A 25,202-nucleotide genomic window follows, 5' to 3' on the forward strand; every position below is an offset into this window, starting at 1 on the left:
TATCACTTTTTTATTGATGCCCTCTACCGATTAAATTTCTTGACTAAGAGGTGTTTTTTAAGTAATTTCGTGTCCCCAAAAAACACATTCTACCTTTTTTTCATCTGTAGGTTCTGGAATGATATATAATCGCGTTTTATTTTAAAAACTTCATATGTAATGGCTGTTGCAAAGGTAAGTTTGTTGGATGCATTACACGAACATTTCGGTTTTGATTCCTTCAAGGGGAACCAGGAAAAAATTATTAATTGCATCCTTTCGGGTAAAGATACATTCGTTATAATGCCTACCGGTGGTGGAAAGTCATTGTGTTACCAACTGCCAGCACTTATGCTGCCAGGGGTAGCCCTGATCGTATCGCCGCTCATTGCGCTGATGAAGAACCAGGTAGACCTGGTCCGCTCGTACAGCAGCAAGGATAATGTAGCGCATTTTCTGAATTCTACCTTAACTAAGGCCCAGATTAAAAAGGTTAAAAGTGATCTTACCACCGGTAAGACCAAAATGCTGTACGTAGCGCCCGAAACGCTTACGAAGCAGGAAAACATCGATTTCTTTAAGGAACTGGAGATTTCGTTCATTGCGGTGGACGAGGCTCACTGTATTTCTGAATGGGGTCATGACTTCAGGCCGGAGTACCGTCGGTTAAAAGAGATGATAGACATGATCAACGGAGATCTGCCGATTATCGCCCTTACTGCCACGGCTACTCCCAAAGTACAGAGCGATATTGTGAAGAACCTGGTTCTCCGCACCCCGGAGATCTTCATTTCTTCCTTTAACCGCCCTAACCTGTACTATGAAATCCGCCAGAAGCGCAAAAAGGACCAAACGATTAAGGACATCGTTAAGTTTATCCACTCTCACAAAGGCAAAAGCGGTATTATTTATACCCTTAACCGCAAAACCACCGAAGAACTGGCAGACATGCTGGTCGCTAATGGCATTAAAGCCGTTGCCTACCACGCCGGCCTCGACTCCGGTACCCGCGCCTCCCGCCAGGATATGTTCCTGCTGGAAGAATGCGAGGTGATTGTGGCTACCATCGCTTTTGGTATGGGTATCGATAAACCTGACGTGCGTTTCGTTATCCACTACAACATTCCTAAAAGCCTCGAAAACTATTACCAGGAAACTGGTCGCGCGGGTCGCGACGGGCTCGAAGGGATTTGTGTTTGCTTCTACTCCCACAAGGACGTACAGAAACTGGAGCACCTGATGCGCGACAAACCGCTGAGCGAACGTGAAATGGGCGCCCAGCTGATTAACGAAACTGTGGCCTACGCCGAAAGTTCCGTTTGCCGCCGTAAGGTTATTCTCCACTATTTTGGCGAACCGCTGGAAAAGGAAAACTGTGGTAACTGCGACAACTGTCGTAGCCCGAAGGAAAAAATCGAGGTAAAAAACCGTGTGGTAATCGCCCTCAAAGCCATCCAGTCGCTCGAAGAGCGTTTTGGCGGCGAATATGTGGTGAACATCATTACCGGTAAAACCAATCCGCAGATCTCTACTTTTAAGCACGATAAGCTGGAAGTGTTCGGCGAAGGCAAAGAATTCGACGCCCACTTCTGGAACTCCCTGCTCCGCCAGATGATGCTGGAAGGATTGATAGAGAAGGACATAGAAGAATATGGCCTGCTCAAGATCCAGGAAAAAGGTAAGAAGTTTCTGAAGAAGCCTTATTCAATCATGGTTTCGCTTAACCACCAGTTCGACGAAGAGGGTGGTGGCGACGAGGACGAGGATTCGGCAGCCGAGGCTCAGGCATCTGCCGACCCCGTACTGTTCGAAATGCTGAAGGAGCTGCGCAAAAAAGTAGCGAAAGAAAAGAACCTGCCGCCATTCGTTATCTTCCTCGAAACATCGCTGGAAGATATGGCCACCCAATACCCAACCACCGTCCAGGAACTGGAAAAAATCCAGGGCGTGAGCAAGGGTAAGGCCACCCGCTACGGCAAACAGTTCGTAGATGTGATCTCTAAATTCGTGGAGGAAAATGATATTGTGAAGCCTGACGACTTCGTAATGAAGAGCGTTGTGAACAAAAGCGGCCTCAAAGTATTCATTATTCAGAACATCGATAAAAAGATGACACTGGAAACCATCGCGAAAAACAAAGAGCTAACGTACTCGCAACTGCTGGACGAAATGGAAACCATTGTAGCCAGCGGCACCAAGTTAAATCTCGACTACTGTATTGACGAGGAGCTGGACGACTACGCGCAGGAGGAAATACTGGAGTACTTTAAAGGCTGCGAAACATCGAGCCTCGCATTGGCAAAAGAAGAGTTATCAGAAGGAAATTATTCGCTGGAGCAGTTAAAACTCATGCGTATTAAATTCCTGGTGGTATACGGAAACTAGAACGGAAAATGAACATAGAAGGGTTACAACAGGCTATCGCTCCCGCCAGGGAGCATGTAGTATCGCATCCATTATACAAAGACTTACAGTCGCTGGAGGATGTTAAGTTATTTATGCAGCACCACATTTATGCCGTGTGGGATTTCATGTCGCTGTTAAAAGCGTTGCAAATAGAACTTACCTGCGTAACCCTTCCCTGGGTGCCGAAAGGTGCTGCAAATACCCGCTACCTGATCAATGAAATTGTGGGTGGAGAGGAGAGTGATGTGGACGAGCAGGGCAATCACTGCAGCCACTTTGAACTCTATTTGCGGGCAATGGACCAGGCCGGCGCGAACACCAAACCTGTTACTCATTTACTGGAACAGGTGGCCAGTGGCAAACCGATAAATACAATACTCGCCGAAAGTAATTTCCCGGGATCCGTTAAGGGCTTCCTGGAATTTACTTTCGGCGTAATTGCATCCGGCAAACCGCATGTAATGGCGGCTGTTTTTACCTTCGGCAGGGAAGACCTGATCCCGGATATGTTTCATGAACTGGTAAAAGACCTGGATGCGAAATTCCCCGGTACGCTCAGCATTTTTACTTACTACCTGGAAAGACATATTGAGGTAGATGGTGGTCATCACGGACAGCTTGCCTTGGAAATGGTAAAAGAACTCTGCGGTAACGACGAAGAAAAATGGAACGAAGCCACATCCGCTTCCATAGCTGCTTTGGAATGGCGTTCTAAACTTTGGAGCGGGGTATTGGGTGAAAAAGTTTAAACTTTTTGTGCTGTTTTTTTGGTTGTTTCAAACTAATCCTTACCTTTGCAATCCCTTACAACATAAAGGGATACAAACAAAAATGGTGCGGTAGCTCAGTTGGTAGAGCAATGGACTGAAAATCCATGTGTCGCCGGTTCGATCCCGGCTCACACCACGAAAAAAACACGAAGGCTTTGAAGGTAAAACTTCAAGGCCTTTTTTGTTTTTGGTGGGTATTGTTTCCTGATCGGGTAAGAAGTCTGTTTGATACAGACACATTCTAAACATCTTTTTAATTTGATGTAATCGCATCACCCTAAAAAATACCGTATGATAGCCAAACAAATCCTGGCTTACCAACTTCCCCAAGGCGGGCTTGTAAATATTTACTCCCAGAACAATGTCCTTGGAATGTATCCCGAACATCTCACCATTCTATTCGGTGAGAATCAGTATATTATCGCCAAGCATTTGCAGGACATATTGGTTGAGGAAGAGCTGGTCGCTGTTAACCATATCCAAATGCAGCCTGAAACTTTTTATAGCCTTGATATCGTGATATCGCTTGCCTATCGGCTGCGCTCGAAAAGAGCTCTTTTGTTTCGCAATTGGGTCAATAATATTTTAAAGACCCGTTTGCTGGATGAAGATATGCGTAAACAACAGAATGCCGAATCTGCACCTATCTCAAAAGTGCTGACTGATTATGCCTTTGCGCTGGATATTCTGGATCAATACGATCACCAGGTATTGAAAACTCCTCATTCAAAGTCGCCGGAGCTTTTCCTGGTTAATTATCAAGAAGCGATGAGTGCGATTGATAGTCTTCGCGAAAAATTCGGCGGCAGTAGCTTATTCGGGAATGAAAAAGATCAGTCGTTCAAGGGCTCGCTGGCAGCAATTTATCAAACTTTTGACGGTGAGTATCTTTACGCTGGTATTGAGGAAAAGGCGGCAATCCTCTTGTATTTTATTGTCAAAAATCATTCATTTTCAGATGGTAATAAACGAATTGCCGCTTTCCTGTTCGTTTGGTTTCTGGATAAAAACGCGATACTCTATAAACAAAACGGCAGCAGGCGAATTAACAATAGTACCCTGGTAGCGATCACACTTATGATTGCGGAAAGTAAACCCGATGAAAAAGAAATGATAGTAAAGGTCATCGTAAACCTTATAAGCAAAGAAAACCAGATCGATTAATCAATTAAAGATGAATGCAACTCACCAAAACAATAAGCTGCATTCATCTTTCTAAATCTCTGTATACTTCACAGTTACCACCGCCTCAGTCCGAGTTACCTTCCTGAGATAGTGCTGATGCTTTAAAATATCCGCATCTTCCTTATACGCAAAGTCGAATTCCTGGATATAACCGGAAGGGAAATTACCCGACCGGTCTAACAATTCGGAGAACTGTGCTTTGTAAGCTTTCCGCTCCTTCTCGCGTAGTACTGTTTTCCAATGTTTCATGGCACTGTAGCGAGATAACTTTCGGCCAGCTCCGTGAGCGCAGGAATTTAATGCGGCACCCATTGCGGTTTTGTTAACTGGTTGTACCAATAAACTTCCACGCGACATCGACAATGGAATTACGGCCGTTTTTCCCATTTCCAGCTCGGTGCTGCCCTTTCGGTGTACGATACTGTTACCATGGAAACGCAGGTGATTGTGAATGGAATCTTCCAGCACGTAAGGTGTTCCAAAAAGCACGCCCTCATTATCCAGCTCCGCAAAATTTTGCGCGAGATAGTTTTTAGGAATATCTTTTTTGTTGCAGGCGATGTAATTCGCCTGTTGCAGGAACAGTAGCGTTTTTACACAAAAGCTCTTCCGCCTGTTGTACCCGAATTGCAGCGTGTTGTTATAATATTCCAACAATTCGGGTTGCAGAAAATCGCGGTGGATATACTCCACATCTTTTCCATTCTCCACCGAAAACTCGCGCGTAAGCTGGCGGAAGTGCTGGTAGAGGGCTATACCGCGATCGCGGGTGCCGGTATGACAAATGATGTATACGGCTTCGCTGTCTTGTTCAATTGACAGAAAATGATTGCCACCGCCTAAACCATCATCTGTCATTTTTTGATGGGCGAGGTAAAAAGCCTGGTAGTGTTCATGTTTGTTGAACGGCTTTAGCCAATGTGTCTTGTTGATTTTCAGGTACATCACCCCGCAACCGATATCTTTTCCGGTAATAAGCGGGTAAAAGTAATCCTGGGTTTCGAAGGCAACACCTACCGGCAGCGCTTTTTCTGCGCAATAGTGAATATCAGTAAACGCACAAACGGCATCTACATACGGCTGCTGTACATAAAGTTGCAATTGCTCCAAAGCATTTTGCTCAATGCTGGATGCATCGCAATAAAATCCAATAGAGGACATATTCCTTAATTTTTGTAAAAAAGATTAGTTCGTGGGCCTGGGGTAGGAACATCTGGCCCGTGCAGAGATGTCAGCAGCCGAAGGATCTTCGGTAGGGCAAAGGTAGGAAAATCATGACGGAAACAAAATGAGTGCGTTTTTGCCTGATACTTTCCAACCGGAATTTACTGATCAATTGTCCGGAGGTGTTTCGGGAATCCGTCTTTATATTTGCCCTGTTTAAATTTCCCCCCCATGCTCAATCTCCGGGTTAACTATCCTTCCATTCCGCAGGAAATGGATGTGTTTGAAAAATATACGGCAGGCTTTACGGCTCCCGATAAGTACCAGTTACTTCGCACGCCCAGCAGTTTTTATGTAAGTAATCGCGATGCGGAAACAGTGTTAAACTGGCTGAAGTGTGATATTGGTAGAATTTCTGAAACCTCGGATGTTGTAACGATTCCGAGCGCGAACAGTGCTTTGTTCTGCATTTTGTCTTTGTTTAAAGGCCGGGAGCAGGAGGTGGGGGTAGAAAACAATACTTTTCCGGGTTTTAAAATGTGCGCACAACATTTTGGTTATAAATTGGGGATGATCGAATGTGATGAATACGGTATAATACCGGAAGCGCTGGAGCAATACCTGGCTACTGGCAAAAGCCGGTTGGTGTATATACAGCCCACTGTTCATAATCCCTCTTGTTTTGTGATGCCGCTTGAACGCCGCCTGAAAATCGCGGAGATCGTAAAGTCTTTTAAAGATGTTTATCTTTTGGAAGATGACGCCTATCGCTTTTTACACGACAATCCACCACCAGCGTTTCTGAACCTGCTGCCCGAACGCACCATTCATGTGTACAGTCTTTCTAAACCCTTTAATCCTTTTCTGAAATCGGCTTACATCGTACACCCGAAAAATTTGCTTCCGGGATTAGAAAACCTGATCCGGTTAACTACCAGCAGCGGCTGTAGTTTGTTTGCCGATTTCGGCCGGTGGTTGATGGAAAGTGGTGAATTGCAACTGCTGATGCTTGAAAAACAGCGAATTGCAAAAGATTTAAAATTAAAAATCGATACGATCTTCACGGGGCTCGATTATAACCTCTTCCCTGGCAGTTTTCACATTTGGCTTTCATTGGGGCAGCTCGATACTTATCAGTTCACGGATTTTCTACGCAGCCGCGATATAGATGTAATGGACGGTGCTGATTTTTCGCTTACAGACAACAGGCACCGCGTACGGATTGCTCTGGGTTCGGAGTGGTCGTCTCCAGATTTATTGCCGGCGCTGGCGCTGATCGGCGAAACGGTTAGGAGGGAGCAACTGGTGTAATTGGTAGATAACTATCTAATATAGACAGGCGCGGTTTTCCCTGTATTTAAGAAGGTTGCTTAAATGCAGATAGCGAAAATACTTTGACAGATGTTAAGGCGGACGCGCCAGAAGGCAAAAATGCCTTGACGGATGTCCAAAATAGCCGGACAGCCGTTAAAAACATCCTGGCAGATATTGATGATGATACGACAAATGTCAAAAACTACCTGACAGATGGAAAAGACGACATAATAGATGCCAAAAACTACCCGTCACGGGCTGATAACGACAAGACAGATGGCAAAGATGACGTGACAAATGGCAAAAACGATCCGTCAGGGGCTGATGACGACAAAACAGACGTTAAAGACTGCCCGATAGATACTAAAGACGCCCGACAGGGGCAGATAACGACACGGCAGATGTTATAACACCCGGCACGATTGATTTACGACATGCTTTATTTTTAAAAACGCCCAATCGTGATCCTATCCCCTCAGTGTGCGACGCAACGGCGGCTCAATAGCAATAATGAAGATGATCTCCCACAATTTTTTATCAGGACTGCTGACATAAGGCTGTCGCCAGGCCGTTTTACTTTGTAGTAAATTGATTACCACGTAAATTAGAATGGAATGAAAAACGCACAGTTAACGAAACTCCGCCTGCAGCAACAACTTATTTCGCATCAGCCTTTTACAGCTGCCGGCGATGTTGTGCATGCCCTGGGTGCTATGCAGGCACAGGATTTTGCAGGCGCTAAATGGTCGATAGCCCTGCGTTTACCGCAGGCCACCGAAGATGATATTGATGATGCGATTGCCAAAAAACAGGTGATCCGCACCTGGGCGCTTCGAAATACCTTACATTTTGTTTCCCCGAAAGATGTTCGCTGGATGTTAAGTTTGCTGCGCGACCGGCTTCTTCAAAACGCTAAATCCAGCAATAAGCTACTGGGGCTCGATGAAAAAACGCTGGTTAAAGGGTTGAAAGTAATCACGAACCAACTGGAAGGTGGGAATATATTGACACGCGATGAACTGGGAGAGGCGCTGTTACAGAAAAAACTGGCGATCGACGAACACCGCCTCAGTCACTTCCTTGGCCGCGCTGCTATAGACCAGCTCATTTGTTTCGGCCCGCGCCGTGGTAAAGAATTTACTTTCGCCTTGCTGGACGAATGGGCTCCGGCCACAAAACCACTTGAGCGGGAAGAAGCGTTAGCCACACTCGCTTCCAGGTATTTAACCAGTCATGCCCCGGCGACTATCAAAGATTTTTCGTGGTGGAGCGGTCTTACACCCACGATTGCCACCGAAGCTTTCGAACTGGTAAAAGCAGATTTTTCACGTGAAACGATTGATGGTGAAGAATACTGGATTCCGTTAACGGCGACTGTTTCCAATACTGGCGGGAGTATACACCTCCTTCCGGGTTTTGATGAATATATGTTAGGTTACACCAATCGCTTTCATGTGGTAGATCAGCAACATTATCAAAAGATAGCCGGCACTAAAAACGGACAGTTCGCATCCACAGTGGTTATAAACGGAAAGGTAGCAGGTGTGTGGAAAAGAACGATGAAGAAAAATAAACTGCAAATCGACGTAACTCCTTTTGATCAGTTTAGTCCGGCCCGGGAAAAAGCAGTGACAAAAGCAGCAGCAGCTTATGCAAAGTACTCAAAACTTCCTCTCGAAATTTCTGTATATTAGATTCATTGATCCAAAACTTACTGCCATGCCTGGCAATACCGAACGTTATCCTTTTCAAAGGTGCAATTGCACTTTCTATTGGTTATATACTGCTTTCACATCCAAAGGTGAAGGCCATACTTCGCAAAAAGACTGGCTAAATCACCGTTTATTCAAACTTACACCCAAATATTATGGCGCTTGAAATGATATTGCTGGACCTTCTGTTTTATTTCATTAAGGTTTCTTTCACTGGCTACGTTGCATTCCTGGTACTCACACATCCCAAAGTGCAGGAAACCTTTAAGAGATGATCAGTATCAATTAGGCACATTATCCGAAAATCGTACTTTTGCGGGGTATGCTTATTTTCTACGTTAAAGCGCTGCACATCATTTTTATCGTTACCTGGTTCGCCGGACTGTTTTACATCGTACGTCTTTTCGTGTACAATGCCGAAGCCAACGATAAGCCCGAACCTGAGCGCAGCATTTTGCAAACGCAGTATAAGATCATGATGAAGCGTTTATGGTTTGGTATCACCTGGCCATCCGCCATCCTCACCCTCATATTCGGCCCATGGATGTTGTACCTGTACGGCGTTATTCCAATGTGGCTGTGGATAAAGCTTGGTTTTGTGCTTTTCCTATATGTTTATTTCTTCCTGCTTCACTCCATTTTCAAGCAGCAGCAACAAGGTATATTCCGTTACAATTCAATACAGTTAAGGGTTTGGAACGAAGTGGCTACTATTTTCCTGGTCGCCATCGTGTTCCTGGTGGTATTAAAAAGTTTAGCGAGCATGATTTGGGGGCTCGTAGGACTCATCCTGTTTACCGCCCTGCTCATGCTCGCTATTAAAATATATAAGCGATTGCGTGAAAAAAAGTAAGGTTATATTGCTTTGCTGAACATCTGTGGTTTCGCATCCTGCACCTGCAACACTTTTAAGTCAAAAGCCCTGCAAATATTGCGGATAAATCTTTTTCCGGTTTCTGTTACATTCACGCCGTTCAACGAAACGGTTACCAGTCCATCATCTTGTAATTGCATGAGTACTGGCAGCGAATACTTTTCGTATAACTGCTGGTGTTCCACGTGGAATTCGGTTTTGCCGTTGCAGGCAATATCAAGAATATGCCGGCGGAAAAATTTATCGATATTATCCAGGTAAAAACCTCTTACAACGGGGAGTATTCCCTTTTCCACGGCTTCATAATAAGTCTTTAACTCTTTGTGATTTTGCACATAACCACTCCCCGAATCGCTGATGCTGGAAACACCGAGTCCGATCAGCATATTCGTTTTTGTATTGGTATAACCCATAAAGTTGCGGTGGAGTTTACCGTTTTCCCAGGCTTGATACAAATCATCGTGTGGCAGGGCGAAGTGGTCCATCCCAATATCGGCGTAGCCGGCAGCGGTAAATAATCGGCGGCCAATATTATATAATTCAAGTTTTAATGCCGCGGAAGGAAGATCATTTTCGTCGTAAAGCCGCTGTGAGCAAGATTTCCACGGTATATGTGCATAACTGTAAAATGCAATTCTATCTGGCTTTAATTCCAGTACTTTATTCACAGTTTCCTCCATGCTTTCCGCAGTTTGAAAAGGCAAACCATACACCAGGTCTATGTTTACAGAAGTGTACCCGGCTTTTCGCGCTTCATCCACGGCCTTTTCCACATCACTCCAGGGCTGTATGCGGTTAATCGCTTCCTGTACTCGGGGATCGTTGTCCTGCACCCCGTAACTTACTCTCGTAAATCCAAGGGTTTTCAACGTCCTCAAATGTTCGGGCGTGGTATTAGATGGATGACCTTCGAAACTGAAAGCTTTTTCCTCATCAATATCCACATCTGCAAGGATGGGAACCAGAATTTCTGCAAGGTGTTCGGGAGAAAAGAACGTAGGAGTACCACCACCAAGATGTAACTCTTTCAGTAATGGGATTGTAGGAAAACGGGATTTATATAACTGCCACTCCTTATGTAAAGCCGCCATATACTCCGGTTCTACGGAATGACGTTTGGTGATTTTTTTATTACAACCACAGTAGGTGCAAAGTGTTTCGCAAAACGGAAGATGCATGTATAGCGCAATCCCTTCTCTCAAAGCATTTCCCGAAAACTGCTTGTTCAAATGTTGCTCCCAGTCACCGGGTTGGGTTTCATGCCAAAAAGGTACGGTGGGATAACTGGTGTAACGGGGAACGGGCACATTGTATTTCTTCACAAGCTGGTCCATACGGTGTGGTTTAATTACTCTGCGAAAGTACCATGGTGCAGCATTTTACACGGCATTACTTTCTCAGTATGCCATATGATTTTAGTCACCCTACACTTAATATTCGGTCAGGTTTACATGTAGCAACACGCCGAACGACGTGAGCTTTACGTTACCGTGTCCCACTCCGCTAATGGGAATTTTTGCATAGGGTTGCAGTCCCCACATAAAGTGGCGGCCCGACTGTTGCTGGTAACCAATGCCGAGGTTGAGCATGGAGAAATAATGTTGGCTGCCGTTTTTATACTCGTACTTTCTCACATTCGTGCTGCTGTAATACATTTCGTAATCTTCTTTGAGCATGAAATAACTCGACGAACCCAATGTGGCGGTCCAGGCGTGGCGACCGCTCTGGAACAAAGTATAATTTATATTCAGCGGCACGTCCAGCACATCGCAATCCGCATTTACTTTTTGAAAATTATAATTGGATTGATAATCGGCCTTTGTTGCTCCGTATATTTTCCTCGCATAAAAGGCACCTGTCGAAACCGACCAGCGATTATTAAAAGCATACTGCAGTTGCAACCCGGCAGATATACCGAAATCACCAAACTGGAAACAAGGGGCCACGCTGTAATCTGGTCCCATAGCGAATCCTATGGCAAATCCTCTTTTTTGTGCTGCCTTTCCCACAATACTGTTGGTATGAAAACCAACAGGTTTTGCCAATAGAGCGGCAGTAATTTTAACGGGTTTGGTTGCAGCGGAATTTAAAAAATCAAGCTCCGGCGCAGCATTTATATTTTGGTTTGATACGTTTCCTGGTAACGACGTTACATCATTCGCAACATTATTTTCAACTACTGATGTGGATAACACAGCCTCTTTTCCCGATGTTACCTTCTCTTCAATTATAGCCTTTTCATTTTCATCATTCAGTGTGGATAAGCCTTTAGTTTTAGCTGTTAATCCAGGCATAACGGACACATTCTTGTTATTTTCCGCTTTGCCCCTGGATAATGGTGACCTATCTATATGATTACCAGTTGTATTCGTTCCGGCAGATAATCTAAGTGCGTTCGATGGCGTTTTATTTAATTTGCCGGACGTTATTGTTTTACCGGAACGGACAGTGTTATCAACATTATCTACATCACGTTCACCACCTACATTTGTTTTGTTTTCAGTTGATGAAGATGTCGCGCTTCGTTTATCAACATTATTCACACTTCCGTTACCGTTAGTATTACCTGGTATTGTATTATTTCCGGTGGATGCGGCGCTTTCGTTACCTGCAGCAGTTTTTTCCACATCATTATTATTGTTGGCAGGGGAGGAGATTACTAACTGACGATCGTCAGATTTTTCCTCCTCACGTCCAATATACCAAACAGTGATCCACGCGGAAACGCCAAACAGTACAATCATTCCGCCCATCCACCATTTAAAGAACGGACGACGTTTGTACGTAGGCGTTGGTGCTACTGCATCAAGCTTCTGTTCCATTTTTGCCCAGGAGTCCTGGTCAAATGGAAAGTCTGCCTCCTGCAGTTTCTCCCTGATTCTATCTTCAAAATGATCACTCATTTTTTACTTTGGCAACCTGCGGCGGCAGGTCTTTTTTTTCGTTTGTATTATACGCCGCTGCTTTTTCTATCTTCTCTTTTAAAATTCGCTTAGCTTTAAACAAATTGGATTTAGAAGTTCCTTCAGAAATTCCCAGCATGTCAGCTATTTGTTGATGCTGGAAACCTTCCATTACATACAGATTAAATACTGTTTTATATGCGGGCGGTAATTCCTGCACAAGCTTCAATAGTTCATCAACAGAAATTTTATCCAGCGCATCTTCATTCCCCGAACCCAGGTCGTACACTTTATTGATGTCTTCTGCAAACAACAAACGTTTTTGTGCCCGCAGGTGATCAATAGCAGTATTCGCCATAATTCTTGCGAGCCAGCTTTTGAAGGGACGGGAAGTATCGTAAGTGGAGATGTGTGTGAAGATTTTAAGGAATCCGTCATTTAGCATTTCAACCGCCTCTTCCTTATGGTTAGCATAACGCAAACAAATGGCCATAGCATAGCCATAGAATTGCCGGTACAATTCTTCCTGGCTGCCGCGTTTCCACTGCTTACAGCCGTCGATGATGTTTGCTATATCCTGCACAGAATATTTTACTTGATATAAGTGTTTAAAATTAACACCGGTCGTTTTTTCTAATCATGTCAGTTTTTGTGTTAAAAATTTAACCGGGTATAGTCTCGGCTATTTTCCCAACAGAATTTTGATTATGAATACGACAAATGAAATTTTGAGGTTGCTTTTGCCTATATTTTTCTTTTCAGAAGCTACGATCCACAAAAAGCACCTTTTTAGACGATTTAAGCAAACTTAAACCTTTTACGACAACTAATATCAACCAATCGACGATCGTTGAAATTTAACCCACCAAAAAATGACGATTTTTCGCCACTTTCCACTTTTTTTCACAAAAAAAGGAAGGATTTTCGTCCTTCCTCTCAATTTTATAAATATCTCATTTTTTCTAACGCCCCATGTAAACCATTAGAATTTGTACATCACTCGGATTTACTCCACTTATCCTGCTCGCCTGACCTAAAGTGCGCGGTTTGATTTTTATAAACTTTTGTCTCGCTTCCGCCGATAATGAGATCAGTTTAGAATAATCAAATGTATCCGGGATCACCATATCTTCCAGTTGTCCCATTTTCTTTACCAGTTCGTTTTCCTTATCGATATACATTTCGTACTTCACCTGAATTTCCGCTTGCTCCAAAGTATCACGATCAAACTCCTCAAAGGCATTTTTCACTTTGTCTACATTTTGCATCATGGAGAAAATATCGATAGCGGGACGAAGTAAAATCTGATGTGCGCGCTGTCTTTGGGTAAGTGGGGCAGATCCTTTTTCCTGCAAAAAGTGATTGATATCTTCCGGATCGATAGGCAGTTCTTTCAAAATTGCCCTTATTTTCTCCACGCCACTTTGTTTGCGCCTTACTTTTTCCATCCGTTCTTCCGATGCCAATCCCATTTTATAACTCCTTTCGGTCAGCCGGAGGTCTGCATTATCCTGGCGAAGCAGGGTACGGAACTCGGCACGGGAGGTAAACATGCGGTAAGGTTCCTCAGTTCCTTTATTTATCAGGTCATCTACAAGTACTCCAATATAAGCTTCACTTCTTTTAAGAATAAAAGGCTCTTCATTCTTTGCCTTGAGGTGAGCATTAATGCCGGCCATCAAACCCTGGCAGGCAGCTTCTTCGTAACCGGTAGTACCATTAATTTGCCCGGCAAAAAACAGGTTCGAAACGTGTTTTGTTTCCAGGGAAAAGGTAAGTTGGGTAGGGGGGAAGAAATCATACTCAATAGCATAACCCGGGCGGAACATTCTCACGTTCTCAAAACCGGCTATTTTTTGCATTGCTTTATACTGAACATCTTCAGGCAGGGAGGTAGAAAAACCATTTACATAAATCTCCACGGTATTAAAACCTTCTGGCTCTACGAACAACTGGTGCCTGTCACGCTCTGCAAACCTGTTTATTTTATCCTCAATGCTTGGGCAATACCTTGGACCAACACCCTGAATTCTACCCTGAAACATTGGCGACCGGTCGAAGCCGGTCTTTAAAGTTTCGTGAACATTAGCATCGGTATAGGTAATCCAGCAGCTTCTTTGTTCAGCCGGTTTAATTTTTTCAATGTCGAGGTAGGAGAAACCAACAATTTCATCATCACCTTTCTGCTCTTCCATTTTAGAATAATCGAGGCTTCTTCCATCAATACGGGGAGGTGTACCCGTTTTAAGACGATCACTTTCAAAGCCCAGTTCTACCAATTGTTCAGTAATTCCTGTAGAAGCTTTCTCCGCAACCCGACCTCCACCGAACTGTTTATCGCCTATATGCATTACACCATTCAGGAAAGTACCGTTGGTAAGCACCACGGATTTCGCTTTTATCTCATGACCAAGACCAGTAATTACACCAAAACAAACACCATCTTTAACAAGAAGTCCTTTCACCATATCCTGATAAAAGTCGACATTCGGCGTATTTTCCAAACCTTCTCTCCACTTAGCGGCAAACAACATTCGGTCATTTTGCGTACGTGGGCTCCACATCGCCGGTCCTTTAGATCGGTTCAGCATGCGAAACTGTATCATAGACTGATCGGTAACGACACCAGAGTATCCACCCAGGGCATCTATTTCTCTAACAATCTGGCCTTTTGCTATACCGCCCATGGCTGGGTTGCAACTCATCTGGGCAATCGTCTGCATATTCATAGTCACCAGTAAAACCCGGGACCCCATATTAGCTGCCGCAGCTGCAGCCTCACAGCCGGCATGACCAGCGCCAACCACAATAACATCGTAAGAAGGGAACATACTTAGAATTTGAGATTGCAAAGTTATGCAAAGATTAGTTGGGGTGAACATTAAAGATTAAAGGGAGAGGGGTTTAGCCAGTAAAACGTCCAATGTTCCACGCGGAACACATGCCAAATATTTGCCCCAACATTTATTCACTGTGTATAAATGTTCCACGTGGAACATCAAAAGTCTTGTAATAATACGTTCTTCGATGTTCCACGTGGAACATTGAAGAACGTCCGGTAGTAAGTAATATACCGAAATACCCATCTTACTTGGTATTACTATCCTTACCTAGCTACCTTGGAAGATATTTTGTAGATATAATATATACATTTGGAGGACGAGCGTCCCCAATAGTACCGGGCTCAAATTTAAATGAGAGCATCTATGTCGTACTTAGAGGTCGCTCCACTTATGCCTCTATCTCCTAAATGTGTTAACGTTCAAACTTAGTCCCTCGGTTAATATTAGCGCCTGGACAAATACACCCAAAACTACCTAGTATTCTTTTTGGGTAACGATCTAAATACGCCATCTAATAGAGCAAAGCATACCAGGCACCCTGACTCTTAATGAAGTAATATCCACTTTCACTAAATATTATCAATTCACTATACAACATGTTTACATCCTAGATTAGTGGTTAGCTATCCCGAATCGGCAGATTTCGTCATGCCTTCACCAACCCCTAACATGAGAAGTGTTTCCCAAACTTACCTACTATTCATCTTATGCACTCCTTTATTAAGAACTAGTCATTTGAAGAAACGATGCAGTCACCATCCACCAATTGAATGTCCATGTAAAAATCGAAGTAGCCACCCGTAACTACAACTTTAATACTTCCTGATATTATTATATAAAGAGTATCTGCTAAATCAACCTTCCTAACTATCTATAATGTTCCACGTGGAACATTATAGATAGTTGAACATCCAGACGCTAGTAGCCAAAGTGAACAACATCACAAACCTATTAATCATAACAATAGGAAAGGGGCAGATATTTAAATACTACAATTCGAGCATTTACTTATTGTAACCATACCAAATAGACAATACTCCACACACGCGAACCAACAACTTCCTCCACTTTTACATATAATACATCTTGGCGTAATGAGCGAATGCTAAAGAAGTTCGATAGAAAAATATAATTGCATACCCAACTCCCCCTAACAGTATCCAGCATTCGGTAATTCCTGCCTATCTAAAAAGATATCTTGCAAGTTGGTAGTAACCTAGTTTGCCTAAAAACAATGACACCTTCAATCCGAATTATGCCCCTACACAAATACACTATAAAGAATATACCACACCGTCCGCTTAACACACGATAAGAAAATACAACAAACCAGTAAAGGCATAGATTCCTAAACATGTCTATCCAAAATTGCTTTACTGTTCACTTAGCTGTTTGCTTACGCTTTCACCAGTGTGTGTCTAACTCAAACCACAAGTTTAATACTATTCCATATTATGAAAACCAATGTAAAACCTAAGCAAGAATCTATACATAATCATAAAACTCAGCTACCGGTTTCCGCATATTGATTCCATATACTGTTGCCAAATTTTGAAGGCTGGTCTAAAGACCTATCTATTTACAGGAACATTTACGGTGATACACCTCATGATATTCATTCAAAACATACGTGGGAACTAGATGAAAATAAAAAAGGTTCACCCTGAGATGAACCTGATCAAAATATCAAATACAAGAAATTGTCTACTTTGCTTCAAAGTACAGATAAAGATATTCGTCTTCCTTCGCCCTCATCTTTTCCTCATCCTTTTTAGTCTTATCCTTAAATCCACAAAGATGCAGCGCACCGTGAAAAATTACCCTATGCAACTCTTGCTCAAAATCAACATCAAACTTCTCCGCATTATCGGCAACCCTATCTGTACTTATATATATTTCGCCCATTGTTACTTCCGGGGTGGGAGAGAGTTCGAATGTAACAATATCCGTGTAAGTGTCATGCTGCAAAAACTGCTGGTTGATGGTGAGCAGATATTCGTCCGAACAAAATACGTATTGAAGGTCCTCCAGTTCCTGACCTTCACGCTCAAATAACTCACCTATAAACTGTTTTAGTTTGTTTTTATTCCTGAGGTTCACTTTCACCTCATGCATCGCAAACTTTACTGCCATATCTATCCTTTAAAATTGATTGTAAAATTATGGTGAAAATTCGGATCAACGCCTTCTCTTTTTTTGTATACTGCTCCGGGTACGGTACTTTTGCCGGGAGTACAAATTATTAACAAGGACAGACAGGTTATTCACCCAACAAATGAAAAACGGCATGATCAAATTATCCGCCCTTACGATTGGAAAAAGCGCAGTTATCAGGGAATTCGAAAAAGACGAAATTCATATCAAACTGATGGAAATGGGATGCGTACCAGGTGAAACAGTAAAAGTGGAAAAAATAGCTCCGCTTGGAGATCCGATCTCTATTATAGTTGCTGGATACAATTTATCACTCCGTAAAACTGAAGCCGATTTTATTTGGGTCGAAGAATTAGCCAAATAACTTTATCATCAGCCTGACATTTTTATATGCCACACTTTCGGGTGTGGCTTTTTATTTTCCGATAAACATAAAATTGGGCATTTATGCTTTCGGAATAAGGTAATCATCCGAGCAGTAAACTAACCGGCAACAGACCAATCATGGTGTGAAATAACCTGTTAAATACTGCGACTATAAACATCAAACCTTCCCATCTCAAAACATAGTTTATAATATATAAAATATTTACTTATAATCATATATAGATAACATAATAAATAATTCAAATAAAAATTCAAAAAAAAGCCTGCAGATGTTCCCATCCACAGGCTTTGAAAAATCTTATCAAATATTATAAGCCGGCGGCGGCGCTTATCTCCAGCATACGATCAATAGGCTTTTTCGCGGCGAGCCTTAATCCTTCTTCCATTGTAATTTCCGGTTCTTCATACTCCATACACAGGTAAAGTTTTTCCAGCGTATTCAATTTCATATGCGGACAATCATTGCAGGCACAGGCATTATTCGGGGGAGCTGGAATGAAAGTCTTCTGCGGATTTTCTTTTTGCATCTGGTGAAGAATACCAGTTTCTGTTACGACTATATATTCCTGTGCCTCATCGCGTTGAGAGAACTTAAGGATACCAGTAGTCGACCCAACAAAATCGGCCACTTCCAACACGGCTGCCTCACATTCAGGATGCGCCAGTATTTTTGCCTTAGGGTGCCTTACTTTCAGCTTGAGTATTTTTTCCAGCGAGAAAATTTCATGGACCATACACGCGCCATTCCACAATACCATATCCCTACCCGTTTTCTTGATCAAATAAGACCCAAGGTTGCGGTCGGGCGCGAAAATGATAGGCTGGTCCTTCGGAACGCTTTCGATGATCTTTTCGGCATTAGAAGACGTACAAATGATATCGCTGAGTGCTTTGATACCTGCAGAACAGTTGATATAAGAGATAACCAGGTGATCGGGATACTTTTCGCGGAACTTGCGGAACAACTCCGGCGGCGCGCTATCTGCCAGCGAACAACCAGCTTTAAGATCGGGGAGAAGCACCTTTTTTTGCGGACTTAGAATTTTTGCGGTCTCAGCCATAAAGTGAACACCTGCGAACACTATTATATCAGCATCAGTTTTAGCGGCCTGCTGACTAAGCCCGAGACTATCGCCAATATAATCGGCAACGTCCTGGATATCAGGCTCCTGGTAATAATGCGCGAGGATAATCGCGTTCTTTTCTTTCTTCAATTTTTCAATCTCCGCGAACAGATCCATGTTCACATCAACCGCTATATTCAAAAATCCTGACTTTTGCAAATTTTTTTTCGCTTCCGTAACTTCCTTATTCATAATTATAAATCTAATTATTTTTTTAAAAAGAGAAAAGCTCACTACTATTAGGAGGGTGGATATGTGGAAACCACGTTTTCTCTGATTTTACAAAGGTAGTTGTTATTACATTTTGATGGTGTATCCACAGTTAATTAACAACGAAGGTTGTTACTGGCATTGAATTTGGACCGCTTTATCCACAGTGTGGAAAGAGTTGAGCGTGTATAACCCCGTTGGTGGGTATCGCCTAACAAACTGTGAACAGATGTCTGTTATTAACATACCCTCTGACCTGAACAACCAAACCTCAAAAAGTAAAATTTAGTTGTCCAGCGAAAAAGTACCCCCTTTTCCCACACTTTTGGGCTTTATACCATGGTTCTTAACATAGACTGTGAATAAATAACACCCTAAAACTGAAATCATCCGGCGAAAAAATAATTTCACAAAAACCTGGGTACATATCCACGTTCTTAACAAATGAATGTGGATTTATGTGTTGGTTGTTCCGAAATGTGAATAACCATAAAGCTGTTAAATTTTTGAAAAAAGCCTGCCAGCCTGTGTAAAAAGCAGATTATTAATTACTATTTTGTCTATCCTGTTACGAGCAAAATGTGGATAACCTGTGAAAGAAGGTGTTAAATGCACCCTTTTAAGACGGCTAAAACCTTTACCTGTATTGAATTACAGCCGATAAAAACCTATTTTGCAGTTACAGTTATTTTATTCTATTTTTGCTGTCCTTAATTTTTATACCATATAATATATGTCAGTAATTCAGAAAATCCGGGATAAGTATGCCGTGGTAATTATTGTGGTGATTTGTGTCGCAATTGTTGCTTTCCTTTTACAGGATGCTTTTTTCGGCAGAGGTTCCATGGGAAACCAGTCTACAACTGTTGGTAAAGTAAATGGTGAAACACTTGAATATGCGGAGTACAATCGCCGCATCCAGGAACGTGAGGCTGCGTTGCGCACACAAATGCCAAGCGGTTCAATCGACCCCCAAACCCAACAGTATGTTAGGGAAGAAGTTTGGAACTCATTCCTGCTTGAACAAATTAACAAAGACCAATACAGCAAACTGGGCATCGAAGTAACCGAGGCTGAGCTTGCCGACCAATTATTGGGTAAAAATCCGCACCCAATGGTGGTTCGTGAATTCACGAATCCTCAGACAGGTGAATTTAACCGCGCCGCTTTGCAAAATGTTGCACAAGGTCTTAGCCAGGATCAAACCGGCGAAGCCCGCGCACAGGTTTTGCGTTTTGAACAAATACTGGCCGAAACGCTGCGCGACGATAAATACAAAGCGCTGATAAGACAAGGTATATATTTCCCGAAATGGCTGGCCACTCAGCAAACTGCTGATACCAAACAGGTAGCTAACATTTCTTACGTTAGTGTTCCTTACGCTACTATCGCAGACAGCTCTGTTAAAGTAACCGATGCTGAAATGAACGATTATATTCAGAAAAACAAGGCTCGTTTCCAGGTGGAAGAAGGCCGTCGTGTTGAGTATGTATCATTCGATGCACTTCCTTCAGGCCTCGACTCTTCGGCTGCGCTTGCAGAACTGACCAGCCTGAAACAGGAACTGGACACTACTAAAGAAGTAGCTGCTTTTATTAATAATAACTCTACCACCAAATACTTCGACGCTTTTATTGCTAACTCTGAGAGCAGGCATCCTTATAAAGATTCCATCAAGAATCTTGCGGTGGGTACCGTATATGGTCCTTTCATCGATGCAAATGCAGTAGGTTACGCTAAAATCGTTGATCGTAAAACAATGCCGGACTCAGTTAAGTTCCGTCATATATTAATAGCCACTCAGCAAGGAGTAAGCGATTCCTCCGCAAAACTGAAAGCTGACAGCCTGGCTGCAGCTATCCGCGGTGGTGCTGATTTTGCTGCACTGGTTAGCCAGTTCTCTGACGACAACGACAGCAAAGCAAGAAATGGTGAATACGAACTGACGCCTAGCAGCCAATTTGTAAATGAAATCAAAGATTTTGCTTTTGCAGAAGGAAGCAAAGGTCAGATCAAAGTAGTTAAACTGCCAGTTGGTTACTCTGTTATTCAGGTAATGGAACAGAAGAATTTCGGACCAGCGATGAAAGTAGCTTACCTCACAAGGTCTATCGATCCCAGCGCTGAAACCAGCAGTAAAGCATTTACTACTGCCGGCGAATTTGCAGCCAAACATCATACGCAGGCTGAATTTGATAAAGCCATCCAGGAAAAAGGATTCACCAAACGTATTGCTGAAAATATCCGTCCGATGGACTTCATCGTATCTGGTCTTGGCCAGTCGCGCGAACTCGTAAGCTGGGCTTATAAAGCGGACAAAGGTGCGGTGAGCGGTGTAATATCTCTGGAAGACAGGTATATTGTTGCTGTACTTACCGGTATCCGCGAAGCAGGTACCATCGCACTTTCTGAAGTTAGGCCCCAGGTTGAAGCAGAAGTAAGAAGAATTAAAAAGGCCGACCAGATCGCTGCTAAATTTAATTCTCCTAAAACGCTTCAGGCAGCGGCACAGGCTACTAACCAGCCAGTTATGAATGCTACGGGTGTTAGTTTCACCACCGGTTTTATTGCTTCCCTCGGTTTTGAACCACGTATTGCAGGTGTTGCTTTCAATAAAGCATTGGGTGCAAACGTATCGGCCCCGGTTTACGGAAATGCAGGTGTGTATGTTGTGAAAATTGACGGTTATACTGCAAGCCCTGAAGCTCCGCTGGATTACACAGTATTGCGTAATTCTTACGAACAAAGCTTCCGTTCTGTAGTAGATCAGCAGCTGTTCGACGTGTTGAAGAAAAAAGCAGAGGTAAAAGATAACCGCTCTAAATTCTTCTAGTAGATAAATTACTGATTATATGGCCGGCTCCGTTTACGGGGCCGGTTTTTTTATGCGGAGAAGCGAGGTTGTTTTTCCGTAAATTTGTAGGACCAGAAAGAAGTACTATGGAAGAAATTATCAATAAAGTTGCGCAGAGTGGTATAGTAACCATCGACCTGGAAGATTACTATCCGGAAGGCGAGATTGCAGTATTTGATGTAAAGGACTACCTTTTTATGGGAATGATCCTGAAAGAAAAGGATTTTCGTGCGGCGCTGCAAGGCCTCGACTGGGAAGTTTACCGTGATAAAAATGTGGCCATCACCTGTTCGGCCGATGCGATAGTGCCCGCCTGGGCTTACATGCTTGTAGTTACCTATCTCGAACCCATCGCTAAATACGCAGCTTTTAGTGATGCGGAATATTTGCAGCGCAGTTTGTATTTGAGGAAACTGGCTGCAATAGATGCAAACAAGTTCGTAGATAAACGCGTGGTGATAAAAGGTTGTGGCGATAAAACAGTAACCGAAGCGGCTTATGTGGAAATAACCCGGCTGCTTCGCCCGGTGGCAAAAAGTATTATGTACGGCGAACCCTGTTCAACAGTGCCGGTATATAAAAAGAAGTAACCGCGGTTTAAAACCAGCCTCTTTTCCGGAAGAAAATAATCATTCCAATTAACATGACGCCCATTACCACAAGGGTGTAGAAATAACCATGGGGTGAATGCAGCTCCGGCATGTTTTCAAAGTTCATCCCGTAAATGCCGGCAATAACCGTGAGCGGTGCCATTAACGTGGTTACCACTGCCAGCACCTTCATTACCTCATTCATCTTGAGGCTGGTTTGCGTATGATACAACTCTAACAGGTTGGTAATCATATCGCGGTAGTTTTCTGCCAGCTCCGTTGCCTGTAGAATGTGGTCATACACATCTTTAAAATATTTTTCGGTGCGCTCCTGCAGTAATTCATTATCACTTTTCAGCAATCCATTTACCAGTTCGCGAACGGGGGAAATGGCACGTTTGAAAATGAGCATTTCTTTCCGGAGGTAGTTAATACGGGCGAGGGTGCGTTTATTAGCCTGATGAGGAATTACATCTTCCATAATTTCTATGCGCTCGCCAAGCTTGTCCATTACAGTGAAGTAATTGTCTACGATTACATCCAGCAACGCATAAAATAAATAGTCGGTATCCATGCTTCGGAGTTTGGAACCCTGTATGCGCAAACGCTCGCGTACAGGATCAAACACATCACGCGCCGGATCCTCCTGGAAGGAGATTACGAAATTCTTACCCATCACCAAACTTACCTGCTCTTGTTCCACGATAGAAGATTCGGGTTTGAAGTAGACCATGGGTAACAGGCAAAAGAGCCGATCTTCCACTTCGTCCATTTTTGCACGCTGGCCAATGCTGAGAATATCTTCTTCTAACAGGTAGTGAATACCATACTCGCGGCATATAAAATTGACCTCCTCTTTTTTAAGCCCATCTACATTAATCCATTTTATTTTTTCCGAGTTGCGGTAAGCCGTACAATCCCGCAAGGTGGCTATCACATTTTCATGCACTTCCTTCGGATCGTACTCGAAAACGGTGATTTTTACATTTTCAGGAATAGGCCGGGTGAGGACACTGGTTACAGGATTAAAATTCATGATGCGGGGTTTCCGCACCTTAAATGGGTTCAATTTATCTGGAATGGGCAAAATGGCGCGTTTGAACATTTCTCGGAATTTGGTATAAAAATAAGGATTAGCCGCGTTTTGCAGCTATGGGTGAAGATTTCAGAATTAATTAAAGTTCGCATAACGAGCCGGTAACACGCCGGGGGTAGCTTCATGGTACCAAAAAACTCCGACATGACTCTGTTATCGAGGCAATTTATGCCTGTAATCACCCTTGGCCTGGCTGCGGGTTTCGCACTTTCGGCCTGTTCCGATAAGGATAAACCGACTACGACCACCAATGCGGATATCGTACTCAAGAACCATTCCGCAACCCCAGCTTTCGTTACTAAAAAAAACGGCTTTGAAACACTGGAAATTTTTTCACTTATCGGTAGCGACGATGTGCTTACCGAAAGCCCCAGCTTTATTTTTGGCGGCTCAGCCGATGGTACAGCCTTGTTAAAACAAGACGATAAGTACCTGATGCTGGTAAACCACGAAGACAACTTCGCCGTAAGCCGCATTACCCTCGACAAAACTTTTAAACCGGTAAAGGGCGAGTACATCCTGAATTCCGATGGTGGCCAATGGCGCCTTTGCTCCGCAACACTCGCAACACCCGCCGAACATGGCTTTGGTCCTATTTATCTTACCTCTGGCGAGAGTAGCGTAGAATCTTATACCAATGGTATTGACCCATTTGCTGCTACCACCGCCGCCGCCGGAAAACATGAACTCCCCGCTCTCGGCCACTGGAGCGCAGAAAATGCCGTGCCGCTTCCTAAAAAAGCGTACAAAGACAAAACCATTATTATCATTGGCGACGATGATAGCGGTGCAGCTGCCGGGCAGCTGGCCATGTATATTGGTAACAGTGTTGGCAATCTGAACAGCGGTTCGCTGTATATGCTTAAGCGAAAAGACAATGACCAGGTTGAAACCAATGTAAAAGTTGGGCAGACTTACGAAGTTGAATTCGTAAAAGTGGATAACTATGAAACGAAAACTGGCGCTGCCATCAACGCCGAAGTTGATGTACTGAAAGCGCTGAAATTCGGTCGCGTGGAAGATATAGATTATCGCAAAGGCAGCAGTGCTACCGGCCGCGAAGTATATTTTAATGTTACCGGTCAGGATAAATCAGGTTTTAATGCTGATGGTTCCCGCACAAAATTCGGCCGCACCTATCGCCTGGTAATGGATGCTACTAATCCGTTGAAAGGTACACTCGAAGTGATTTTGGACGGCGACGACAAAACCGGCATTGCGAAAGATTTCCAGAATGTGGACAACATTTGTGTAACCGAAAATTATGTATACATCCAGGAGGATTCAAACACTTATGGTGAAGAAACGCACGATGGTTATATCTATCAGTACGACATCAAATCCAAACAGCTGAAAATTGTATTGGAAATTGATCATCACCGAAATGCCGCCGATGCTGCAACATATGGCAGCAACCCCACCACGAAAAAAGGTAGCTGGGAGTTTGGCGCGCTGGTGGACGTGAGTGATGTTACCGGCGTACCAAATATGTTTACGCTGGCAGTGCAGCCACACTCCTGGACCGGTACAAAATATGCCGGCGTAGATGGTGGCACAAAACGCGTGACAGAAAACCAGGCCAGCCAGATACTGGTGATCAAAGGGTTGCCTAAATAATATTTACCCCTCAAAAGTTC

At 43.4% G+C, this 25,202-nt stretch carries 19 protein-coding genes and 1 tRNA gene; 12 read left to right on the plus strand and 8 right to left on the minus strand.

From position 1 onward, the window contains the following. Nucleotides 1-159 precede the first annotated feature (159 nt). The 4 genes from recQ to QZT80_RS20010 all read left to right on the plus strand — a co-directional run bounded on the left by recQ (nucleotide 160) and on the right by QZT80_RS20010 (nucleotide 4,319). Nucleotides 160-2,364 (plus strand): DNA helicase RecQ, encoded by a 2,205-nt coding sequence (gene recQ / locus QZT80_RS19995; RefSeq protein WP_295126234.1) that lies wholly within the window; start codon nucleotides 160-162, stop codon nucleotides 2,362-2,364. 8 nt (nucleotides 2,365-2,372) lie between these two features. After that, on the plus strand, nucleotides 2,373-3,134 hold the full coding sequence (locus tag QZT80_RS20000; protein WP_295126237.1) for a DUF3050 domain-containing protein: 762 nt from the start codon (nucleotides 2,373-2,375) through the stop codon (nucleotides 3,132-3,134). Between the two features lie 84 nt (nucleotides 3,135-3,218). Beyond that, a tRNA-Phe gene (locus tag QZT80_RS20005) sits at nucleotides 3,219-3,291 on the plus strand. Nucleotides 3,292-3,446: 155 nt separating this feature from the next. Continuing rightward, complete coding sequence (locus tag QZT80_RS20010) at nucleotides 3,447-4,319, plus strand: Fic family protein (protein WP_295126240.1); 873 nt, start codon at nucleotides 3,447-3,449, stop codon at nucleotides 4,317-4,319. Between the two features lie 51 nt (nucleotides 4,320-4,370). Here the strand turns inward: QZT80_RS20010 and QZT80_RS20015 are convergent, their stop codons facing one another. Next, nucleotides 4,371-5,501 (minus strand): RtcB family protein, encoded by a 1,131-nt coding sequence (locus QZT80_RS20015; protein ID WP_295126243.1) that lies wholly within the window; start codon nucleotides 5,499-5,501, stop codon nucleotides 4,371-4,373. A 234-nt stretch (nucleotides 5,502-5,735) separates the two neighbouring features. Here QZT80_RS20015 and QZT80_RS20020 point away from each other — a divergent pair, with 234 nt between their 5' ends. From QZT80_RS20020 to QZT80_RS20035, 4 genes are all read left to right on the plus strand, one after another. Beyond that, the gene (locus tag QZT80_RS20020) at nucleotides 5,736-6,815 is read left to right on the plus strand and encodes an aminotransferase class I/II-fold pyridoxal phosphate-dependent enzyme (RefSeq protein ID WP_295126246.1); all 1,080 of its coding nucleotides are present in this window, start codon (nucleotides 5,736-5,738) and stop codon (nucleotides 6,813-6,815) included. Nucleotides 6,816-6,898: 83 nt separating this feature from the next. Beyond that, on the plus strand, nucleotides 6,899-7,228 hold the full coding sequence (locus QZT80_RS20025) for a hypothetical protein (RefSeq protein WP_295126249.1): 330 nt from the start codon (nucleotides 6,899-6,901) through the stop codon (nucleotides 7,226-7,228). A 204-nt stretch (nucleotides 7,229-7,432) separates the two neighbouring features. Next, nucleotides 7,433-8,512 (plus strand): winged helix DNA-binding domain-containing protein, encoded by a 1,080-nt coding sequence (locus QZT80_RS20030; RefSeq protein ID WP_295126252.1) that lies wholly within the window; start codon nucleotides 7,433-7,435, stop codon nucleotides 8,510-8,512. A gap of 340 nt (nucleotides 8,513-8,852) precedes the next feature. Next, the gene (locus tag QZT80_RS20035; protein WP_295126255.1) at nucleotides 8,853-9,383 is read left to right on the plus strand and encodes a CopD family protein; all 531 of its coding nucleotides are present in this window, start codon (nucleotides 8,853-8,855) and stop codon (nucleotides 9,381-9,383) included. Between the two features lie 2 nt (nucleotides 9,384-9,385). Here QZT80_RS20035 and hemN read toward each other — a convergent pair whose 3' ends face one another. The 5 genes from hemN to ybeY all read right to left on the minus strand — a co-directional run bounded on the left by hemN (nucleotide 9,386) and on the right by ybeY (nucleotide 17,283). Next, on the minus strand, nucleotides 9,386-10,738 hold the full coding sequence (gene hemN, locus QZT80_RS20040; RefSeq protein ID WP_295126258.1) for an oxygen-independent coproporphyrinogen III oxidase: 1,353 nt from the start codon (nucleotides 10,736-10,738) through the stop codon (nucleotides 9,386-9,388). Nucleotides 10,739-10,834: 96 nt separating this feature from the next. After that, the gene (locus QZT80_RS20045; RefSeq protein WP_295126260.1) at nucleotides 10,835-12,307 is read right to left on the minus strand and encodes a hypothetical protein; all 1,473 of its coding nucleotides are present in this window, start codon (nucleotides 12,305-12,307) and stop codon (nucleotides 10,835-10,837) included. Next, nucleotides 12,300-12,890 (minus strand): sigma-70 family RNA polymerase sigma factor, encoded by a 591-nt coding sequence (locus tag QZT80_RS20050; RefSeq protein WP_295126263.1) that lies wholly within the window; start codon nucleotides 12,888-12,890, stop codon nucleotides 12,300-12,302. The genes QZT80_RS20045 and QZT80_RS20050 overlap by 8 nt, the downstream gene beginning before the upstream one ends. A 379-nt stretch (nucleotides 12,891-13,269) precedes the next feature. Then, nucleotides 13,270-15,138, minus strand: a complete 1,869-nt coding sequence (gene mnmG, locus QZT80_RS20055) for a tRNA uridine-5-carboxymethylaminomethyl(34) synthesis enzyme MnmG (protein ID WP_295126266.1) — start codon at nucleotides 15,136-15,138, stop codon at nucleotides 13,270-13,272. Between the two features lie 1,716 nt (nucleotides 15,139-16,854). After that, nucleotides 16,855-17,283, minus strand: coding sequence for an rRNA maturation RNase YbeY (gene ybeY / locus QZT80_RS20060; RefSeq protein ID WP_295126269.1), 429 nt, complete (start codon nucleotides 17,281-17,283; stop codon nucleotides 16,855-16,857). 154 nt (nucleotides 17,284-17,437) lie between these two features. On the opposite strand from ybeY, the gene QZT80_RS20065 reads away from it, so the two are divergent. Continuing rightward, nucleotides 17,438-17,668, plus strand: coding sequence for a FeoA family protein (locus QZT80_RS20065; RefSeq protein WP_295126272.1), 231 nt, complete (start codon nucleotides 17,438-17,440; stop codon nucleotides 17,666-17,668). 331 nt (nucleotides 17,669-17,999) lie between these two features. On the opposite strand, the gene nadA is transcribed toward QZT80_RS20065, so the two are convergent. Next, the gene (gene nadA / locus QZT80_RS20070; protein ID WP_367112882.1) at nucleotides 18,000-19,007 is read right to left on the minus strand and encodes a quinolinate synthase NadA; all 1,008 of its coding nucleotides are present in this window, start codon (nucleotides 19,005-19,007) and stop codon (nucleotides 18,000-18,002) included. 751 nt (nucleotides 19,008-19,758) lie between these two features. On the opposite strand from nadA, the gene QZT80_RS20075 reads away from it, so the two are divergent. Beyond that, nucleotides 19,759-21,858, plus strand: coding sequence for a peptidylprolyl isomerase (locus tag QZT80_RS20075; protein ID WP_295126277.1), 2,100 nt, complete (start codon nucleotides 19,759-19,761; stop codon nucleotides 21,856-21,858). Nucleotides 21,859-21,965: 107 nt separating this feature from the next. Beyond that, complete coding sequence (locus QZT80_RS20080; RefSeq protein ID WP_295126280.1) at nucleotides 21,966-22,469, plus strand: DUF2480 family protein; 504 nt, start codon at nucleotides 21,966-21,968, stop codon at nucleotides 22,467-22,469. Between the two features lie 7 nt (nucleotides 22,470-22,476). Here the strand turns inward: QZT80_RS20080 and corA are convergent, their stop codons facing one another. Further along, nucleotides 22,477-23,505 carry a magnesium/cobalt transporter CorA gene (corA, locus tag QZT80_RS20085; protein ID WP_295126282.1) on the minus strand — a complete coding sequence of 343 codons (1,029 nt, stop codon included), beginning with the start codon at nucleotides 23,503-23,505 and terminating at the stop codon, nucleotides 22,477-22,479. A gap of 204 nt (nucleotides 23,506-23,709) precedes the next feature. Here corA and QZT80_RS20090 point away from each other — a divergent pair, with 204 nt between their 5' ends. Beyond that, nucleotides 23,710-25,182 carry a hypothetical protein gene (locus QZT80_RS20090; RefSeq protein ID WP_295126285.1) on the plus strand — a complete coding sequence of 491 codons (1,473 nt, stop codon included), beginning with the start codon at nucleotides 23,710-23,712 and terminating at the stop codon, nucleotides 25,180-25,182. Nucleotides 25,183-25,202 lie beyond the last annotated feature (20 nt).

This window comes from uncultured Chitinophaga sp., from assembly GCF_902168175.1.
Lineage (GTDB): Bacteria > Bacteroidota > Bacteroidia > Chitinophagales > Chitinophagaceae > Chitinophaga.